Here is an 18,493-nt window from a genome sequence, read left to right as displayed (position 1 = left end):
GGTCAGGCTCCCCATCCGGCCTGCGCGCCACCGACGCGCTCGGCCACGATCGTCTCGGCGTAGCCGCTGCGCGCGTAGGCGCCCAGCGGGTCGGGGTCGAGCCCCTGGGACTCGCGCAGCCGCGCGAGCAGCGGGCGCACGTCGGTGTTGTAGGCGTCCATGAGCACGCCGTTCGCCCCGAGGACGTCACCGGCCTGCTGCGCGGCCGCCAGCGCGTCCGCGTCGACGAGCAGCGCCTTGGCCGTCGCCTCCTGCACGTTCATGACCGAGCGGATCTGCCCCGGGATCTTCGGCTCGATGTTGTGGCACTGGTCGAGCATGAAGTTGACGCCCGAGTCGGGGGCGAGCGCCCCGCCCTGGACGATCTCGTGCAGGATCCGGAACAGCTGGAACGGGTCCGCGGCGCCGACCATGAGGTCGTCGTCGGCGTAGAAGCGGCTGTTGAAGTCGAACGCGCCGAGCCGGCCGACGCGCAGCAGCTGGGCGACGATGAACTCGATGTTCGTGTTCGGCGCGTGGTGCCCGGTGTCGAGCACGACCATGGCGCGCTCGCCGAGGGCCAGGCAGTGCAGCAGCGACGTGCCCCAGTCCGGCACGTCCATCGTGTAGAAGTACGGCTCGAAGAACTTGTACTCGAGGATCAGCCGGTGCTGCGGGTCGGCCGCGGTGAGCGCCGCGTAGATCTCCTGCAGCGACTCGGCGAGGCGGTCCTGGCGGCCGCGGATCGAGTCCTGGCCCGGGTAGTTCAGGCCGTCGGGCAGCCAGATCTTCAGGTCGTGCGAGCCGGTCGCCGCCATGACGTCGATGCACTCGAGGTGGTGCGCGACGGCCTTCTTGCGCACGCGCGCGTCCGGGTGCGTGAGCGACCCGAGCATGTAGTCGTCGTCCTGGAACAGGTTCGAGTTGATGCCGCCGATCGCGACGCCGTGGTCCGCGGCGTGCTTGGCGAGGGCGTCGAAGTCGTCGACCTTGTCCCACGGGATGTGCAGCGAGACCCGCGGGGCCGCACCGGTGTACCGGTGCACCTGCGCGGCGTCGGCGATCTTCTCGAACGGGTCGCGCGGCACACCGGCCTGGGCGAACACCTTGAAGCGCGTGCCGGAGTTGCCGAACGCCCAGGACGGCAGCTCGATGGTCTGCTGGGCGAGGGCGGCGAGCGCCCGCTCCTCGCGCGTGCCGGCGCCGCCGGCTGCTGTGGTGCTCATCGGTGCTGCTCCTGGGTGCTCTCGGTGGGTGCCGGTGCGGCCGTGGGCCGCGTGGGGAGCCCGGCGGCGGCGAGCTGGCCTTCGAGGTGGAAGACCTCGTCCAGCAGGACGAAGCCCTCGTCGGGGTTGCCGTCGTCGACGAAGAGGTCGGCCATCTGCGCCTGCCAGCGGGCGTTGACCTCGGTGGCGGCCATCGCGGCCTGGGCGGCGGCGTAGTCCTCGGTCTCGAGGACGCCGACGAGCAGGCCGTCGGGCGACAGGAAGAGGTGGTAGTCCCGCCAGCCGGTGTCCCGCAGCGCCTCGAGCATCTCCGGCCACACGGCGGCGTGGCGGCGGCGGTACTCGTCGAGGTGGTCCGGGTGGACGTGCGAGACGAAGCACACGCGGGTCATCGTCGACCTCCGGGTTTCGTCCTTGAAACGATTCATGGCCACTGTAGGGACGCTCCCGATCGGGTGTCAACAGCCCCCGGCACGTCCGTGGATCGCGCTTTCCGTCATCATGGCACCAGAGCGGCACGCCCGTGGAGGCCACGGCCGGACGTCCTGGCGGGCGGGCCCGACGTCGTGGCTACGATCGCCTCGGCAGCGCGACCAGGGAAGGGGCGTCGATGGCCACCAGGGGCAACGGCCGCCCGCGTCGGCCGTCCATCACCGACGTCGCGCGCCGGGCCGGCGTCTCCGTCGGCACCGTCTCGAACGTGCTGAACCGGCCCGAGCAGGTCACGCCGGCGACCCGCGAGCGCGTGCAGGCGGCGATCGAGGAGCTGAACTTCGTCCGCAACGCCTCGGCGCGGCAGCTGCGCGCGGGCACCATCCGGACCGTCGGGGCGATCGTCCTCGACATCGCGAACCCGTTCTTCACCGAGGTCGCGCGCGGCATCGAGGACCGCCTCGCCCCGACGAGTACACCCTGATGCTCTCGTCCTCCGACGAGGACCCCGAGCGCGAGGCCCGCTACCTGCGCCTCTACGAGGAGCACGGCGTGCAGGGCGTGCTCGTCACCCCGTCGCAGGGGTCGCTCGAGGCGATCCTCGCGCTGCGCGAGCGCGGCATCGGCGTCGTCCTGCTCGACGCGACGAGCGACCTCGAGGACGTGTCGAGCGTCGGGGTCGACGACGTCCGCGGCGCCGCCCTGGCGGTCGAGCACCTGCTGGGGCTCGGGCACGAGCGCATCGCGTTCATCAACGGCCCGGACTCGATCCGCCAGTGCGTCGACCGGCGGGCCGGCGTCGTGTCCGCGCTGCTGGAGGCCGGGCGCGACCCGGGCGACGTGCTCACCGAGGTCACCGTCGGGTCGCTCAACGCCGACGCCGGCGAGAAGGCGATGAACGAGCTGCTGGGGCTCGACGCCGCGCGCCGCCCCACCGCCACGTTCTGCGTCAACGACTTCACGGCGCTCGGTGCGCTGCGCGCGCTGCGCTGGGCCGACGTGCGCGTGCCGGACGAGATGGCGCTGGTCGGCTACGACGACGTCGTCATCGCCCCCATGCTCACGGTCCCGCTGACGAGCGTGCACCAGCCGACGCACACCCTCGGCTGGACCGCCGCCGACCTGCTGCTGCGCGAGGCGTCCGCCGAGGGCGCGGTCGAGCACCAGCGCGTGCTTTTCCAGCCGGAGCTGGTGGTGCGCACGAGCACCGCCGGCGCCTGAGGCGCCGCGCCCGCCGCGGGGGGCGCAGCGGGCACCGGGCGCGGGCACGAGCCGCAGGGGACGGGCCGCGGGCACGAGCCGCCGGCGAGCGCGAGCGCACGGGCCGACGCAGCGGGTGGCGCAGCCTGCGCATGACGTCCCGCCACCCCGGGGCGTCCGCATGCCGAAGCGCACCCCCGGTGACCCCGTCATCCGGCGTGCGCAACCAGCCGGATGAGCGCCTCATGGCGGGGTCACCGCGGCCGCATCTCACATGGCGGACGACGCCCCGGCTGCCTCGCGTGCGCTCCGCGTCCCTTGACGCGCGGCAAGCGCTTACCGGTACGGTGACGGCACCACCGGCGCGAGGGAGCGTGGACGTGAGCAGCACCGAGGAGACCCGCACGGCCGACACCGGCACGACGGCCGGCCGGCCGCCCCTGCGCGCCGCGATCGTCGGGACGGGCGCCGTCGCGCACCTGCACGCGCAGGCGATCGCCGAGGACCCGCGGGTCGAGCTCGTCGCGGTGTCGAACCGCGGCGAGTCCCGGCGCACCGAGTTCGCCGACCGCTACGACGTCCCCGGCCGGTACGCCACGCACACCGACCTGCTCGCGGCCGAGCACGTCGACCTCGTCGTCCTCTGCACCCCGCCGGACCTGCACCGGCAGCAGACGCTCGACGCGTACGCCGCCGGCGCGCACGTGCTGTGCGAGAAGCCGCCGGCCCTCTCGCTCGCCGAGCTCGACGCCATGCAGGCCGCCGCCGACGCCGCCGGTCGGGCGTTCGCGATCGTCTTCCAGCAGCGCACGGGCACCGCCGCCGCGCACGTGAGGCACCTCCTCGACTCCGGTGCGCTCGGCCGTCCCCTGCTCGCCCAGTGCCAGACGCTGTGGCACCGCGGCGACGACTACTACGGCGTCGACTGGCGCGGCACGTGGGACGGCGAGGGCGGCGGCACGACGCTCGGGCACGGCATCCACCAGCTCGACCTGCTCGCCCACCTGCTCGGCGACTGGGCCGAGGTGGACGCGCGGCTGTGGCGGGTGGCCCGCGACATCGAGATGGAGGACGTGTCGACCGCGGTCGTGCGGTTCGCGAACGGCGTGGTCGCGCAGGCCGTCTCCAGCGTGCTGAGCCCGCGGCAGACGTCGGTCGTGCGGGTCGACTGCGAGCGCGCGACGGTCGAGGTCGAGCACCTGTACGGGCACGCGGGGCCGGACTGGCGGATCACCCCGGCGCCGGGCGTCGGCGAGGACGAGGTCGCCTCGTGGGCCTTCCCCGCGGACGACGAGCCGAGCGGGCACACGCCCCTGGTCCGGGCGGTCGTCGACGCGCTGTGGGACGGCACCCCGATGCCCGACCTCGTCACGCACGCGCGGCGGCCGCTGGAGCTCGTCACGGCGATCTACGCCTCCGCGACGTACGGCAGGCCGGTCACGCACGCCGACCTCGACGACGACGAGCGGTTCCGCACGTCGCTCGTCGCGGACGTCACGGACGTGCGGCCGGCCTGACGTCCGCCCCGCTGCCGCCCGAGCCCACCCCCGCCCCGCCACCCGACGACGCAGCACCCTGACCCAACGCCCTCCGCCCCGCCGCCCTCGGCCCGAGGACGCCGTGACCTCGGACGCCGGGCCCGACGCGGGCAGGCACGCGCCGTCCGGCCCGTGGACCCGCCGCCCGCCGACCCCGTCATCGCACGCGCTCCGACCGTGATGGAGCGTCGGATCACGGGGTCACGCGCGCCCCGTCCCAGCACCCGGACGGGGTCCGACCGTCCCGCCCCCGTCCGGCGCCGGGGCCTCAGCCGACGAGCCCCTGCGCGATCGCGCGCAGCTCCGCGACGTGCGCCGAGAAGGCGCGCCGCCCCTCGGCGGTCAGCCGCAGCCAGGTCAGCCGGCGCGCGTCGGACCGGCTCGAGGACGCCGCCTTGCGCACCTCCACGAACCCGGCGTCGGCGAGCACCCTCAGGTGCTTGGACAGGGTCGCGTCGGACACGCCGAGGGCGTCGCGCACGACCGAGAACTCGACCTGGTCCGCGGCGGCGAGCAGCCCGCAGACCCGCAGCCGGACCGGGGCGTGGATGACCTCGTCGAAGCGCGGCGCGACCTCGTCGGACGCGACGTCCGGTGCGTCAGCGGACACGGTCGAGGGCCTGGCGGGAGAGGGTGTCGGAGCGCCGCAGGACCGCGTACGCGACGGCGCCGGCGGCGAGCACCGGCAGCGCGACCCAGGCGTGCAGACCGCCGGCGACGAGCCCGAACGACACGCTGAGCAGCAGCAGGACGGCAGCGAGCAGCGCGACGAGGAGGCCCGCCCCGGCGACGCCGGCACCGCGCGGGCGCACGAGCCGGCGCCGCTGGAGGAACACGGCGAGGACGATGAGCGCACCGCCGATCATCGTGACGGCCGGCGTGCGGTCCTCACCGAGCAGCGGGACGGCGACGTAGGCGGCGATCAGCGCGGTGACCGAGGCGAGGTACCAGGTGGGCGTGGCGGCGCGCTGCGCGAGCGCGGCACGGTCGCCCTCGAGGTCGGCGAGGAGCTCGCTCGCCCGCTGCGGCTCGGGGGTGGCAGAGTGAGTTTCCATACCGGAAACAGTACTCGGACTTTCCGAGATGGCAAGTGACTACGACGTCCGCGGCCAGGCTCCTCGCGCCGCGCACCGCCGGTCCGGTCGTCCCCCGCGACCGGACCGGCGAGCGACCGGCATCCCTCAGCCCGTGACGGTGAACCCCGCCCGGAGCAGGTCACGGTCCCGCGAGGACCGCCCGACCAGCAGCTCGAAGTCGCCCGGCTCCACGACCCGCCGCCCCTCGGCGTCGACGATCGTGCAGTCCGCGACCGGCACCTCGACGTCCACCGTGACGGACTCCCCCGGCGCGACGTCGACGTGCCGGTACGCCTTCAGCTCCTTCTCCGTCCACGTCAGCGACGTGACGAGGTCGCTGACATAGACCTGCACGACCTCGTGCGACGGCCGCGACCCGGTGTTCGTCACCGTCACCTGCGCCCGTACCGTGCCGTCGACCCCGAGGGTCGGCTCCGCGACGCGCAGGTCGGAGTACTCCACCGTCGAGTACGTGAGCCCCTCGCCGAACGCGAACGCCGGGTCCTGCGTCAGGTCCGCGTACCGCGCGCCGTGCTGGCCGCGGATCTGGTTGTAGTAGACCGGCTGCTGGCCCACGTGCCGCGCGAACGTCACGGGCAGGCGGCCGGCGGGCTCGACCAGCCCGAGCAGCAGCTCGGCGATCGCGCGCCCGCCGCGCATGCCGGGGTTCGCGGCCCAGACCAGCGCGTGGGCGGTCAGTGCGGAGTCCGGCAGCACCAGCGGCTTCGACGCGATGACGACGACGGTCATCGGAGTGCCCGTGGCGGCGAGCGCGTCGAGCAGCGCGACCTGCCCGCCGACGAGCTCGAGCGTCGCCGTCGAGCGCGTCTCGCCCATCAGGCCGATCGTGTCGCCGACGACCGCGACGACGTGGTCGGCGGCCTCCGCCGCCGCGACGGCCTCGGCGATCATCGCCGCGTCCGGCTCGGCCGCGTGCATGATCGGCATGCGCGGCTGGCCGTCCGGGTAGAACTCGCCGGCCGGGTCGGGGCCGAGCTCGCCGATGTCGGCGCCGCGCGCGTGCGTGATCGTCCACCCGGCGGGTGCGACGGCGCGCAGGCCGTCGAGCACCGTCTCGGACATGTGCCGCGGGTGCCCCTCCTCGCGCATCCAGTCGACCTGGCCCGAGCGACCGGCCCAGTCGCCGAGCTGCGCGTCGACGTCGTCCGCGTTGGGGCCGACGACCGCGATCGTGCGCGGCTCCGGTGCCCCGGACGGGCCGGTCGCCCGCCCGTCGTCCCCGGCGACGAGGTCCCCGCCGAGCGGCAGGACGCCGTCGTTGCGCAGCAGCACCAGCGAGCGACGCGTCACCTCGAGGTTGGTCTGCTGGTGGGCGGCCGACCCGATGACCGCCTGCTGCCGCTGCGGGTCGGGGCGGCGCGGGTCCTCGAACAGCCCGAGCTCGAACTTCACGGTGAGGATGCGCGCGACGGCGGCGTCGAGCTGCGCCTCCTCGATCAGCCCGTCCGCCACGGCCTTCTGCGCGCCCTCGAAGAACCCGGGCGTCGTCATGACCATGTCGTTGCCGGCGTTCACCGCCATCGCGGCGGCCTGCGTGTGGTCGGCGGCGATCTTCTGCTCCCACACCATGCGACCGACGTTGTCCCAGTCGGTGATGAGCGTGCCGGTGTACCCCCACTCGCCGCGCAGCACGTCCTGCAGCAGCCACTTGTTGACGACGATCGGGATCCCGTCCGTGGACTGGTAGCCGATCATGAACGTCCGGGCGCCCTCGCGGGCGACGCGCTCGAACGGCGGCAGGAACCACGAGCGCAGCTTGCGGCGCGAGATGTCGGCCTCGGACGCGTCCCGGCCGCCCTGCGTCTCGGAGTACCCGGCGAAGTGCTTCGCGCACGCGAGGATCGCCGTCGGGTCGGTCAGCCCGTCGCCCTGGTAGCCGCGGACCATCGCGGCCGCGAGCTCGCCGAGCAGGAACGGGTCCTCCCCGAACGTCTCGTTCACGCGGCCCCAGCGCAGGTCGCGCGTGATGCAGACGACCGGCGAGAACGTCCAGTGCAGACCGGTCGCCGACACCTCGACGGCCGTCACGCGCGCCATCTGCTCCGCGGCGGCCGGGTCCCAGGACGACGCGACACCGAGCTGCGACGGGAAGATCGTCGCGCCGCGCCAGAACGAGTACCCGTGGATCGCGTCGTCCGCGACGAGCAGCGGGATGCGCAGGCGGGTGCGCTCGACCGCGTCGAGCGCCTCGAGCACGCGCTGCGGCGAGGCGTGCAGGATCGAGCCGACGTGCATCTCCTCGACGAGGTCGACGACGCCCGGCTGCGCGTCGAGCTGCAGCATCTGCCCGACCTTCTCGGGCAGCGTCATGCGGCTCAGCAGGTCGGCGACCCGCTCCGGGATGGACAGGGACGGGTCCTGGTACGGGAGCGTTTCCACGAGGGTGTCCTCTTCGACGTTCGGATCGTTACGACCGGCACGCCGACGCTAGCGGACACCCTCGGGCACCCACACCCCTCCCCGCGCGCGCCTCGCTCCCGATCTACTCCCCGCGCACGCCCCGCTACCTACCAGCGACACCATTCCATCGCGCGGAGATCCGCTCCAATTCCGAGAGCGTCTGCTCGGCCTCCCCCGCTCGACTCGCCTCGACACGAACGCGCACGTAAACCTCGTCCCAGGCGGCGCGAACAGCGCCACCCTCGAACACCCCGGCACCTCGAATAGCCGATTCCGCCAGCCGCGCACACCATCGCAAGAAGGATAATGCGGACACAAAATCGCGACGATCATGCGCAAATGCGGCGCGATAGTGCTTCTCACCCTGCTCGAACAACTCAACCCACGACAGCCCCAGGCCTGCGAGGTCCGCCGCGTACGCCATGGACACGCTCCCGGCAGTCGTCCGCGTGTAGGCATCGTCGAGAATACGAACCGCCTCGCCTGCATACGATTCTGCAACCGTCCAGTCTCTCCGCGCTCGCGCGCACAGAGCAGCCTGTTCCCAGTAGCGCGCACTCCATTGACCGAAGGAGGGTCGCAGATTCTCATAGAACTGCTCCAGGTCAGCAGGTCCACCGAGTCGCGGCGCGAGGCGCTTGAACGTCATAAGGTGCCCCACGAGCATAGGAATGCGATTGCGCATACGAAGCCCTTGCTGCGACGCCTGAGGAGCCAGCCTCAGAATGGCATCCTCGACAACTTGACGCGCCCAAGGCTTTCCCTTCGACGCAATAGCCACCTTCGCCGCCGCTTCCCGCTGGCGTGCATAGACAGTCGAATCCGCCACCTCCAGCAGAGCTCGAGCTTCATCGGTCGCCGCGCTAGAGGCAATATCAGCAGCAGTGACGCCAACGGCCCGAGCTAGTTCTGCGATACCAACGGGCCGTCCAGCCTCCGCCGCCAGCCCCAGCACTAGAGCGGCGCGCGCAACCCACTCGTCGGCAGCGAGAAGTTCGTGCCGAAGGCGCGTCTCAAAGCGCTCACCGCGCGTGATGAGCATCATTGCCGAGAAGACATTCAGCCCAGAGATTGCCGTTCGCCGTGCTTCGTCGCCGACGTTAGCGAGGGCGCCGAGTCGGCCAGCGTCGGCAAGTTTGCGCAGCAACGCACTCGAATCAGACGACTTCAGGGATCCACCATAGAATCCCGAGACGGACTGCCCGTATGCACCTCCTAGCCGCCCCTCGAATCGAACTGAATTGTCCCGGACGTCCGACGCGACAACATAAATAGGAAGTTCTTCCCGCGCGGCTTCGATTAGCGTCCGGTCTATATCGTCCCCGAAGTCAGCAGCCCCCTCGATGATGAATACAGTGGGGCCGACGCGCGCTAGGTCGCAGAGGTTGCCTGCGTGCCACCTCGAGCTGCGATCGAACAAAAAGACGCGGATTCCTTTGCGCACCGCTTCTCTTGCCAAAGCCAACAACCCTGTAGTCGTGCCGCTCAAGCGAGGCGCGTAGATCGTCCTTAGGCGAGCGTCCGGCATCGGCTGGTCCGCCCACGCTTCAACCGCCTCGATCTCACTGCGGACCCAACCGAAGAGCGCGTGCTTTCCGTGCACCACATCATGCCACTCCGGGTGATCGCCGGAGTAGAGGTCGTGCCCTCGGCGCGGAGGCGCGACGACGCTAGTATCGAGAGCGTGGAACTGCGGCACAGCGATACCGGAGATCGCGCCCGCTGCGGTGATGCTCGCAACGTCAACAGCACCGCGCCACCACAAGGTGAAATCTTGACCTGTCATCTTGAGAACATCGAATCCCCATTGGCGCAATTGCCACTCCCGATCCACGGGGATGTACGGATCGACTACAACAGACGGTGCAGTGTTGACCGGCCGATTGTCGACCAATAGCGCTTCCATGTCAGGATCGTCAAGCATTCGCGCGCCAACAATCACGAGCGGCTCGGCAGCAACGATGTCCTTGAGCATGGAGAACCAGACCGACTTATTCTCAGCCGAAGACACGTACTGCGCGAGCGAGAAAATGACCGGGCGAGGTATCTCGTCGTGGACGTGACCGTGCAGGTGGACGACTTGCATGCGGCCCGACTCAGCGTACGGCGATTGCCAGTCCAGGACCTCGAGCTGTCTCGAATTTGCCATCGCGGTCTTACGGTATGCCGCCTCGAACACATCGTCGACGTTCAGCGTCCAAACACGTCTCCACGGGGACTCCGCCAAATCCGACACCCAGGGGCCGGGGTCGACGCTGAGAACACTTCGCGGAGGACGCGGTAAACGTCCTCCCTCGAATGAGCGGTGGCCGCCATTTGGTACGCGCGGTGTAATGGAGCGCCGTCGGGTATGGGCGCCTTCTTGAAACGGGCAGCGAGGATACGAGCGAGCGCGTCTCCGGTAGGCAGCGTACCGGCCCGGTTCGTGCTGTCGGACGAAGCGCCAGCCCCTAACAGCAACTGGTACTGTCCGGCGCGAGCCGCCCTTCTCAGGCGTCGCGTCTTGTCCTCGTCTAGCACGATGCTCCATTCGACGTGGCGATGGTACGGACGCTGCGACACGACAGGAAGGGTGAAGAAGGCGCTCTCGGCCGAAGCTCGTGCCCTGGTTGGTTGCCGACCCGGTGCCACTCCCTCCCCGCAACGACGGCTCCGCGTAGAGACCTGCCCGACTCCGGTCCGGCCGCGTCGCGGTCAGCCCGCAATCCTCGGCGACGGGTCGCCTGCAGGACTCCGAGACCGGCTTCCGAGCGTTCGGCCTGACGCAGGTAGACCTCTAGGCCCAGGGGGTGCCCGGGCCCGCCATCGACGTGTACGACGGGTTGCCCTCGGTGATCTCGCCGCGGCGGACGGGCCGCCCCGTGAACGCCGACGCGTAGATGGCCGCGACCAGGTCGAGCGTGTCACGGGCCTCGCGCAGGCTGACCGGCAGGGTGGTGCCGGCGTCGAGGGCGTCGAGGATCGCGCCGACCTGCACGCCGTGCCCGCTGCCGGGCGCCTCGGCGTCGAGGCCCTCGGCCCACCACGCGGCGGCGTCCTCGCGGCCGGGCGCCGCGGTGAGCCGCCAGTTCTGGTCGGTGTACCCGTACAGGTGCTCCACCTCGACCGTCGCGGCCTCGGCGTCGATGCGGATGAACGAGGTCTCGCGCGGCGACAGCAGAGAGTTCATGACGGTCGCGATCGTCCCGTCCGCGAACCGGACGACCGCGGCGGAGACGTCCTCCGTCTTCGTCGGTCGGGCCCGGCGCGCGGCCATCGCGGTGACCTCCTCCCACGGGCCGAGCAGCGCGAGGAGCAGGTCCATCTGGTGGATGCCGTGGCCCATGGTCGGGCCGCCGCCCTCGACCTCCCACGAGCCGCGCCACGGCGCGTCCCAGTAGGAGTCGCCGCGGAACCAGAGCGTGTCGCAGACGGCGACGAGCGGACGCCCCAGCGGACGCCCCTCACCGAGCGCGTCGGCGACGCGCAGCCCCGCGTGCCCGAACCGGTGCTGGAAGACCACGGCGACGTCGACGCCGGTCCGCTCGCTGACCGCGAGCAGCTCGTCGAGCTCGGCGAGCGAGAGGGCCGGCGGCTTCTCGACCAGCACGGGCACGCCGGCCTCGAGGCACTGCGTCGCGAGCGGCACGTGCGTCCCCGGCGGGGTGCAGATGTGGGCGAGCGACGGCTTCGCGCCGTCGAGCCCGGCGAGCGCCGCGGCCAGGTCCGTTGTGGCGTGCGGGACGCCCATCTCGTCGGCGAAGGCGCGGGCGCGGTCGGCGTCCACGTCGACCACGGCGGCGACGCGGGCGCGGTCGCCGTGCGCGTTCACGGCGTGGACGTGGGCGTGGGCGATGGATCCGCCGCCGATGACGATCGTCTCGTGCACGAGGTCCCCTCGGGTCGGGTGGCCGTCACGACGAGCCGTCGTCGGTGACGGTGAATCGGTTCACTACTGTAGGTGACGCCCCACTCGACGAGGAGAGAGCGACACCGTGACAGCATCCGCGCAGCACCCCGACCGCGCACGCTGGCCCCTCGGGCTCGACGGCATCGGCTACGGCGGTGACTACAACCCCGAGCAGTGGCCCGACGAGGTCCGGCAGGAGGACGTGCGCCTCATGCAGGAGGCGGGCGTCACGATCGTCAGCGTCGCGATCTTCTCCTGGGCTCGCATCGAGCCGCGCGAGGGCGAGCTCGACTGGACGTGGCTCGACACGACCATGGACCGCCTGCACGGCGCGGGCATCCGCGTGAGCCTGGCGACCGCCACGGCGAGCCCGCCGCCGTGGCTGACGACGAAGCACCCGGAGATCCTGCCGGTCCGCGACGACGGCACGGTCCTGTGGCCCGGCTCGCGCCAGCACTACCGGATCGCCTCCCCGGTGTGGCGCCGGTACGCGCTCGCGATGGCCCGGCGGGTCGCCGAGCGGTACGCGGACCACCCGGCGCTCGCGGTCTGGCACGTCGACAACGAGATCGGCTGCCACGTCCCGCACGACTTCTCCGACGACGCCGCGACGGCGTTCCGCGCCTGGCTCCGGGCCCGCTACGGCACCGTGGACGCGCTGAACCACGCGTGGGGCACGGCGTTCTGGTCCCAGCAGTACGGCTCGTTCGACGAGGTCCTGCCGCCGCGCACCGCCGCGACGCTGGTCAACCCGACGCACCGCCTCGACTTCGCCCGGTACTCCAGCGACGAGCTGCTGTCGTACTACACCGACCTGCGGGACGTGCTGCGCGAGGTGACCCCGCACGTGCCGGCGACGACCAACTTCATGGTCCAGCGGCACACGGGGAACATGGACTACGCGCGGTGGGCCGACGAGGTCGACGTCGTCTCGAACGACCACTACGTCTACGCCGACGACCCGGCCCCGCACGTCGAGCTCGCGTTCAGCGCGGACCTGACGCGGTCGGTCGCGAAGGGCGAGCCGTGGATGCTCATGGAGCACTCCACGTCCGCGGTCAACTGGCAGGGCCGCAACCGCGCCCGCACCTCCGACGAGTCGCTGCGCCACTCGGTGCAGCACCTCGCGCACGGCGCCGACGCGATCATGTTCTTCCAGTGGCGCCAGTCCGCCGCGGGGGCGGAGAAGTACCACTCGGCGATGCTCCCCCACGCCGGCACGGACACCGACGTGTGGCGCAACACCGTCCGCCTGGGGAACCTGCTCAAGGCGGTCGGCGAGGTGCGCGGCGCCACGCAGCGCCCGCGCGCGGCCGTGCTGTTCGACTGGCCGTCGACGTGGGCCGCGCAGCTCGACTCGCACCCGACGGACGCGCTCGACCCCCGGCAGCAGGCCGTCGCGCTGCACCACGCGCTCGCCCGCCGCGCCGTCGAGGCGGACGTCGTGCGCGCCACCGACGACCTCACGGGCTACGACCTCGTCCTCGTCCCCGCGCTGTACCTGGTGACCGACGAGGGCGCGGCCGCCGTCGCCGCCGCGGCCGAGCGCGGTGCGTCCGTGCTGGTCACGTTCTTCTCCGGGATCGTCGACGAGCACGACCACGTGCGCCTCGGCGGCTACCCGGGGGCGTTCCGCGACCTGCTCGGCGTGCGCACCGAGGAGTTCTGGCCCCTGCAGCCCGACGAGCGCGTCCGGCTGGACGACGGCACCGAGGGCGAGCTGTGGAGCGAGAAGGTGCACGCGCTGGACGGCACCGATGTCGTCCGCCGCTTCGTCGGCGGTCCGCTCGACGGGGTGCCGGCCGTGACGCGCCGCTCGGTCGGCGAGGGTGCCGCCTGGTACCTCGCGACCTGGCCGACCGACGCGGACGCGCTGCAGCGGGTCGTCGACGCGCTCGTCGAGGAGTCCGGCGTGCCGCGCGTCGTCCCCGATTTGCCCGAGGGCGTCGAGGTGACCCGCCGGGTCGCCGACGACGGCCGGTCCTGGCTGTTCGTGCTCAACCACACGGACGCCCCGGTCACGGTCGCGGCGTCCGGACGCGCCCTGGTGGACGCGCGCGACGTCGACGGCACGCTCGAGGTCGCGGCCGGCGCGGTCGAGGTGGTGCGCGAGGCGTCCTGACGCGGTGGTGACGGCCGCGGTGCGGGGTCCCGCGCCGCGGCCGTCGTCACGCCGGCTCGTCCGCGCACCGGCCCGCGGTCAGGCCGGCACCCACTCCTGCCAGCGTCCGACGACCCGGAACCCGCACCGTTCGTACAGCCCGCGCGCCTCGGCGGTGGCCTGCAGCGTCGCCGTCCCCGCGCCGTCCGCGCGCACCGCGGACAGGGCGGCGCGCAGCAGGATCGTCGCCCAGCCCTGACGGCGGGCGTCGGGGCGGGTGACGACGAACGACACGACGACGTCGTCCTCCACCGGCTGCAGCACGAGCCCCGCCTCGGTCCCCGCCGTGGCGAACGCGCGCATCCCGGGCACGCCGTCGACGAGGTCCGGGTCGACGCCGTTGAGCCGTGCGACCACCGCGGGCTCCACCTCGCGGACCCCGTCCGCGCGCCGGTCGCCGTCGTCGCACGCACGCGGGTCGTCCAGCGCGGCCAGCATCGGCCAGGTCACGACGTCGCGGCGCAGTCCCGCCGCCGCCAGCGCGGCCTCCCCCGCCGGGTCGTGCGACCACGCCGCGAAGGGCCCGGGTGCGACGGCCGCGAGCGCGTCGCCCGTCGCCGCCGCGTCGAGCACCGCGACGTTCGTCAGCACCGGCCGGTGCGGGTGCCGCAGCGCGACGAAGCCCGGTGCGCGCCGCACCGACGCGTCCGGGTCGGGCGCCGCGAGCCCGTCCCACGAGGCGGCCAGGGAGCGCAGGTAGCGGGCGAATGCGGCGTCGCGCGAGTCGGTGGCGACGACGGCGGGCCCGGGGCTGGTCGGCACGCGGGCACGCTACCGGCGCCCGGCCCGGCTCCGCGTCCTCCCCGGCCGCGACAGGTATCACCGGCCGTCCTCGTGCCCCTTCCTGCGTGGACGGACCGAGGGGGAGGGCACGACGATGCACAGGATCACGGCCACGTCGACGCTCACGCACGCGGCGTGCGTGCTGCTGCGCGACGGCACGGTGGTGACGGCGACGCTGCACCGCGACGACCAGACGCTGGTCGCGCACGTGTTCGCGCCGGAGGGCGTCACGACGCTCGCGTGGCCGTCGGCGCCCCTGCTCGACGCGATGGTGCACGCGGGGCGCACGTTCGACGCGGGGCACGCCGCGGTCGTCGTCGACACCGCGACCGGGGACGTCCTGCTCACGCTCGACGGTCCGCACGGCGACGCGTGGCTCGCGGTCCCGGGCGGCGCCGTACGCGCGGCGCTCGTCCGCTGACGCGGGCCGCCGCCGGCGCGGGCCGGTGCCGCCGCACCGACGGTGGGTGCACCCGTCGGTGCGTGCCGCACGGGCCCGGGCGGCGGCGGCCCGGTGTCGGTGGCACGCGCGAGGATGAGACGTGCCCGCGTACGTCGTCGTCGTCCCCGACGCGTCCGCGCGCACCGTCACTCTGGTCGACCTCGACGAGCACGCGAGCGAGACGGCCCGACGCACGACGCCGGCCGAGGCTCTCGCCGACCAGGTCCGCCGGGTCGAGGCCGCGGCCGACGGCGCACCGCCGCGCTGGGTCTGGGACGACACGCGCACCCGCTACCCGCCGCTGCTCGCCGCCGGCGTGCGCGTCGAGCGCTGCCACGACCTGCGGCTGTGCCACGCGATCCTGCGGCACTCCGCACGGGCGGCCGGCTCGGCGCTCGCGCTCGCGCCGCCCGGACCCTGGGACGACGACGTGCCGACGCCGACGCCGCACGCGCCGTCCCTGTTCGACGCGCTGGACGACCTCGACGCGGCCGACGAGGCGGCACCCGACGCCACGACGGCACGCGACCCCCTCGCCGAGCTGCGTGCCCAGCTCGACGCGGTCGCGGGCGCGACGCACGCCGCCCGCCTGCGCCTGCTGCTCGCGGCCGAGTCGACGGGTGCGCTGATCGCCGCCGAGATGCACCACGACGGCCTGCCGTGGGACGCGGCCGTGCACGACGCGATCCTCACGGACCTCCTGGGGCCCCGGCCGTGGGGCGGCGCGCGGCCGCAGCGCCTCGAGGAGCTCGCCGAGGAGATCCGCACGGCGCTCGTCGCCCCGCACCTCAACCCGGACTCGCCGCCGGACCTGCTGCGCGCGCTGCGACTGCAGGGCTTCGACGTGCAGTCGACCAGCAAGTGGGAGGTGCGCGGGCTCGACCACCCCGTCGTCGCACCGCTGCTGGAGTACAAGAAGCTGTCCCGCCTGCTGTCCGCGAACGGGTGGGCCTGGCTCGACCAGTGGGTGCACGACGGGCGGTTCCGGCCGGAGTACGTGGTGGGCGGGGTGGTCACCGGGCGGTGGGCGTCCGACGGCGGCGGGGCGCTGCAGCTGCCCGCGCAGGTGCGCGACGCCGTGCGGGCCGACCCCGGCTGGCGGCTCGTCGTGGCGGACGCCGCCCAGCTGGAGCCGCGCGTGCTCGCCGCGATGTCCGGCGACCGCGACATGGCGGCCGCCGCGCGGCACGCCGACCTGTACCAGGGCGTCGCCGACGCGGGCGTCGTCCCGACCCGGACGGACGCGAAGTACGCGATGCTCGGCGCGATCTACGGCGCGACGTCCGGTGCGGCTGCGCAGCTCATGCCGCACCTGGCGCGGGCGTTCCCGCGGGCGGTCGCGCTCGTCGAGGACGCCGCGCGGGCCGGTGAGCGCGGCGACGTCGTGACGACGTGGCTCGGCCGGTCGTCCCCGCCGGCGTCCGAGGCGCTGCGCGTCGCGCTGGCCGCGGCCGCCGGTGAGGGCGCCGGGGCGGACGACGTCCGCGAGACGCGCCGCCGGGCGCGGGACCGCGGGCGCTTCACGCGCAACTTCGTCGTCCAGGGCACCGCCGCCGAGTGGGCGATGTGCTGGATGGCGTCGCTGCGCCGCCGGCTGCGCGGCGTGGAGGGCCGCCCGCACCTCGTGTTCTTCCTGCACGACGAGGTGGTCGTGCACTCCCCCGCGGCCGTCGCGGACGAGGTCGCCGCCGCCGTGCGCGCGTCCGCGGAGGAGGCGGGGCGCCTGCTGTTCGGCGCGACGCCGGTCGACTTCGCCCTGGACCTGTCGGTCGTCGACTCGTACGCCGCCGCCGACTGACGCCGCCCGCCCGCGCCCGCAGCCCTCGCCGGCCGCGCAACCGTCGGCCGCCGGGTGCGCGGTTCGGCGAGCGCGCCACTTCCCGCGCGAGCGCGCCCGACATGAAGGGTGCGCTCGTGCGACAAGGGGCGCGCTCGGCGGCGAACGGGCGGGGGTGGGCGGGGGTGGGCGGGGGTGGGCGGGGGCGGGCGGAGGGGGCGGGCGGAGGGAGGCGGGGGCCTGTGCGCACCTGGACGCTCGTCGGGTGGGGGCATCGGCGCGCCGCTACTGTTCCGAGCGTGTCGACCACCCCCTACGGCAGCGCCGGCGCACCCGGCTGGCCCGGTACGCCCAGCACCGCGACGTCCCACCAGCCGGCCGCCGTGCCCACGCAGTGGGCGGGCGGACGTGGGCGCTCGGCGACCGCGACGGTCGTCGCCGCGCTCGGTCTGGCCCTCGCGGGGCTCGCGGCGCTCGCGGGGATCGCGGTCGTCATGCTGCAGGTCGGCATGGGTCCCGGCCTGACGGGGACGCTCCTCGCGCTCGTGCCCCTCGGCCTGGTGCTCGCCGGGGTCCGGTGGCTCGACCGGTGGGAGCCCGAGCCGCGCGGCGCGCTCGTGTTCGCGCTGCTGTGGGGCGCCGGCGTCGCCGTGCTGGTCTCGGCGGTGGTCAACGACCTGGCGGCGTGGACCGTCGCCAACGCGACGGGGAGCCTGGACGCGGGCGCGGTCGTCGCCGCCGTCGTGTCGGCCCCGATCATCGAGGAGGTCGCGAAGGGCGCCGGGGTGCTGGTGCTCTACCTCGCGCGGCGGCGCTACTTCGACGGTGTGGTCGACGGGATCGTCTACGCCGGGATGGTCGCCGCGGGCTTCGCGTTCACGGAGAACATCCTCTACTTCGGGCGCGCGGGCGAGGCGCTCGCCGAGACGTTCGTGCTGCGCGGCCTCGCGACGCCGTTCGCACACCTGCTGTTCACGGCGTGCACGGGTGCCGCGCTGGGTCTGGCGGCGCGCTCGCGCAGCCGGGGCACGGTCTGGTGGGCGCTGCCGGTCGGCCTGCTCGGCGCGATGGTCGCGCACTCCGCCTGGAACCTCACGTCCGTCCTGGCGGGCGGGTCGTACCTGAGCGTCTACGTGCTCGTGCAGGTGCCGATCTTCCTCGGGGTCGTCGGCATCGCGCTGTGGCTGCGCGGCAAGGAGCGCCAGGTCGTGCAGCACCGGCTCACCGAGTACGCGCAGGCCGGCTGGTTCGCGCCGCACGAGGTGCAGATGCTGTCGTCCCTGCGGCTGCGCCGGGCGGCGGTCGACTGGGCCGGCCGCGTCGGCGGGCCCGCGGCGGCGGCGGCCATGCGGGACTTCCAGCGGCGCGCGACGACGCTCGCGTTCCGCCGTCAGCTCGCGGTCAGCGGGCGCGCCGACCTGCGCACCCACGGCCTCGACGAGCGCGAGACGCTCGCGTCGCTCACCGGGGACCGCAGCCGCGTGCTCGCCTCGGCCGGCCGGGCCTGACCCGCCGTCCCCCTGCCCGGCCGCGACCCCGTGGTAGTGCAGCGCCCGGCGGCCCGATCAC

At 73.5% G+C, this 18,493-nt stretch carries 15 protein-coding genes; 7 read left to right on the top strand and 8 right to left on the bottom strand.

Annotated features, from left to right (window positions below):
• Window positions 1–2: 2 nt before the first annotated feature.
• Window positions 3–1,205 carry an L-rhamnose isomerase gene (rhaI, locus tag GC089_RS02405; RefSeq protein ID WP_155376329.1) on the bottom strand — a complete coding sequence of 401 codons (1,203 nt, stop codon included), beginning with the start codon at window positions 1,203–1,205 and terminating at the stop codon, window positions 3–5.
• Window positions 1,202–1,597 (bottom strand): L-rhamnose mutarotase, encoded by a 396-nt coding sequence (locus tag GC089_RS02400; protein WP_155376328.1) that lies wholly within the window; start codon window positions 1,595–1,597, stop codon window positions 1,202–1,204. Before GC089_RS02400 ends, rhaI begins: the two co-directional genes overlap by 4 nt.
• A 218-nt stretch (window positions 1,598–1,815) precedes the next feature.
• Between GC089_RS02400 and GC089_RS19860 the strand changes: the two genes are divergently transcribed.
• The 3 genes from GC089_RS19860 (at window position 1,816) to GC089_RS02390 (ending at window position 4,354) form a co-directional block, all read left to right on the top strand.
• Window positions 1,816–2,121 (top strand): LacI family DNA-binding transcriptional regulator, encoded by a 306-nt coding sequence (locus GC089_RS19860; protein ID WP_370514056.1) that lies wholly within the window; start codon window positions 1,816–1,818, stop codon window positions 2,119–2,121.
• Window positions 2,121–2,858 (top strand): substrate-binding domain-containing protein, encoded by a 738-nt coding sequence (locus GC089_RS02395; protein ID WP_370514055.1) that lies wholly within the window; start codon window positions 2,121–2,123, stop codon window positions 2,856–2,858. The genes GC089_RS19860 and GC089_RS02395 overlap by 1 nt, the downstream gene beginning before the upstream one ends.
• Window positions 2,859–3,217: 359 nt before the next feature.
• Entirely contained in the window at window positions 3,218–4,354 is a 1,137-nt protein-coding gene (locus GC089_RS02390; RefSeq protein WP_230685007.1) for a Gfo/Idh/MocA family protein, read from the top strand.
• 289 nt (window positions 4,355–4,643) lie between these two features.
• Here the strand turns inward: GC089_RS02390 and GC089_RS02385 are convergent, their stop codons facing one another.
• The 5 genes from GC089_RS02385 to GC089_RS02365 form a co-directional block, all read right to left on the bottom strand.
• Window positions 4,644–4,985, bottom strand: a complete 342-nt coding sequence (locus tag GC089_RS02385; RefSeq protein WP_155376327.1) for a transcriptional regulator — start codon at window positions 4,983–4,985, stop codon at window positions 4,644–4,646.
• Window positions 4,975–5,430, bottom strand: coding sequence for a hypothetical protein (locus GC089_RS02380; protein ID WP_155376326.1), 456 nt, complete (start codon window positions 5,428–5,430; stop codon window positions 4,975–4,977). Before GC089_RS02380 ends, GC089_RS02385 begins: the two co-directional genes overlap by 11 nt.
• Before the next feature lie 126 nt (window positions 5,431–5,556).
• Window positions 5,557–7,851, bottom strand: coding sequence for a glycoside hydrolase family 3 N-terminal domain-containing protein (locus tag GC089_RS02375; protein WP_155376325.1), 2,295 nt, complete (start codon window positions 7,849–7,851; stop codon window positions 5,557–5,559).
• 124 nt (window positions 7,852–7,975) lie between these two features.
• Window positions 7,976–10,402 (bottom strand): SIR2 family protein, encoded by a 2,427-nt coding sequence (locus tag GC089_RS02370; RefSeq protein ID WP_155376324.1) that lies wholly within the window; start codon window positions 10,400–10,402, stop codon window positions 7,976–7,978.
• 246 nt (window positions 10,403–10,648) lie between these two features.
• The gene (locus GC089_RS02365; protein WP_155376323.1) at window positions 10,649–11,740 is read right to left on the bottom strand and encodes a Gfo/Idh/MocA family protein; all 1,092 of its coding nucleotides are present in this window, start codon (window positions 11,738–11,740) and stop codon (window positions 10,649–10,651) included.
• A gap of 106 nt (window positions 11,741–11,846) precedes the next feature.
• On the opposite strand from GC089_RS02365, the gene GC089_RS02360 reads away from it, so the two are divergent.
• On the top strand, window positions 11,847–13,883 hold the full coding sequence (locus GC089_RS02360; RefSeq protein WP_155376322.1) for a beta-galactosidase: 2,037 nt from the start codon (window positions 11,847–11,849) through the stop codon (window positions 13,881–13,883).
• A gap of 78 nt (window positions 13,884–13,961) precedes the next feature.
• Here GC089_RS02360 and GC089_RS02355 read toward each other — a convergent pair whose 3' ends face one another.
• Window positions 13,962–14,684: a GNAT family N-acetyltransferase gene (locus GC089_RS02355; protein WP_155376321.1), complete on the bottom strand. Its 723-nt coding sequence runs from the start codon at window positions 14,682–14,684 to the stop codon at window positions 13,962–13,964.
• A gap of 115 nt (window positions 14,685–14,799) precedes the next feature.
• On the opposite strand from GC089_RS02355, the gene GC089_RS02350 reads away from it, so the two are divergent.
• From GC089_RS02350 to GC089_RS02340, 3 genes are all read left to right on the top strand, one after another.
• Window positions 14,800–15,126: a hypothetical protein gene (locus tag GC089_RS02350; RefSeq protein WP_155376320.1), complete on the top strand. Its 327-nt coding sequence runs from the start codon at window positions 14,800–14,802 to the stop codon at window positions 15,124–15,126.
• A gap of 121 nt (window positions 15,127–15,247) precedes the next feature.
• Complete coding sequence (locus GC089_RS02345) at window positions 15,248–16,945, top strand: bifunctional 3'-5' exonuclease/DNA polymerase (protein WP_155376319.1); 1,698 nt, start codon at window positions 15,248–15,250, stop codon at window positions 16,943–16,945.
• A gap of 278 nt (window positions 16,946–17,223) precedes the next feature.
• On the top strand, window positions 17,224–18,432 hold the full coding sequence (locus GC089_RS02340) for a PrsW family intramembrane metalloprotease (protein ID WP_230685006.1): 1,209 nt from the start codon (window positions 17,224–17,226) through the stop codon (window positions 18,430–18,432).
• Window positions 18,433–18,493: the final 61 nt, after the last annotated feature.

It is taken from the genome of Cellulomonas sp. JZ18, from assembly GCF_009720485.1.
In the GTDB taxonomy this organism is placed as follows: Bacteria; Actinomycetota; Actinomycetes; order Actinomycetales; family Cellulomonadaceae; genus Cellulomonas.
This window is presented reverse-complemented; position numbering and strand designations above follow the sequence as displayed.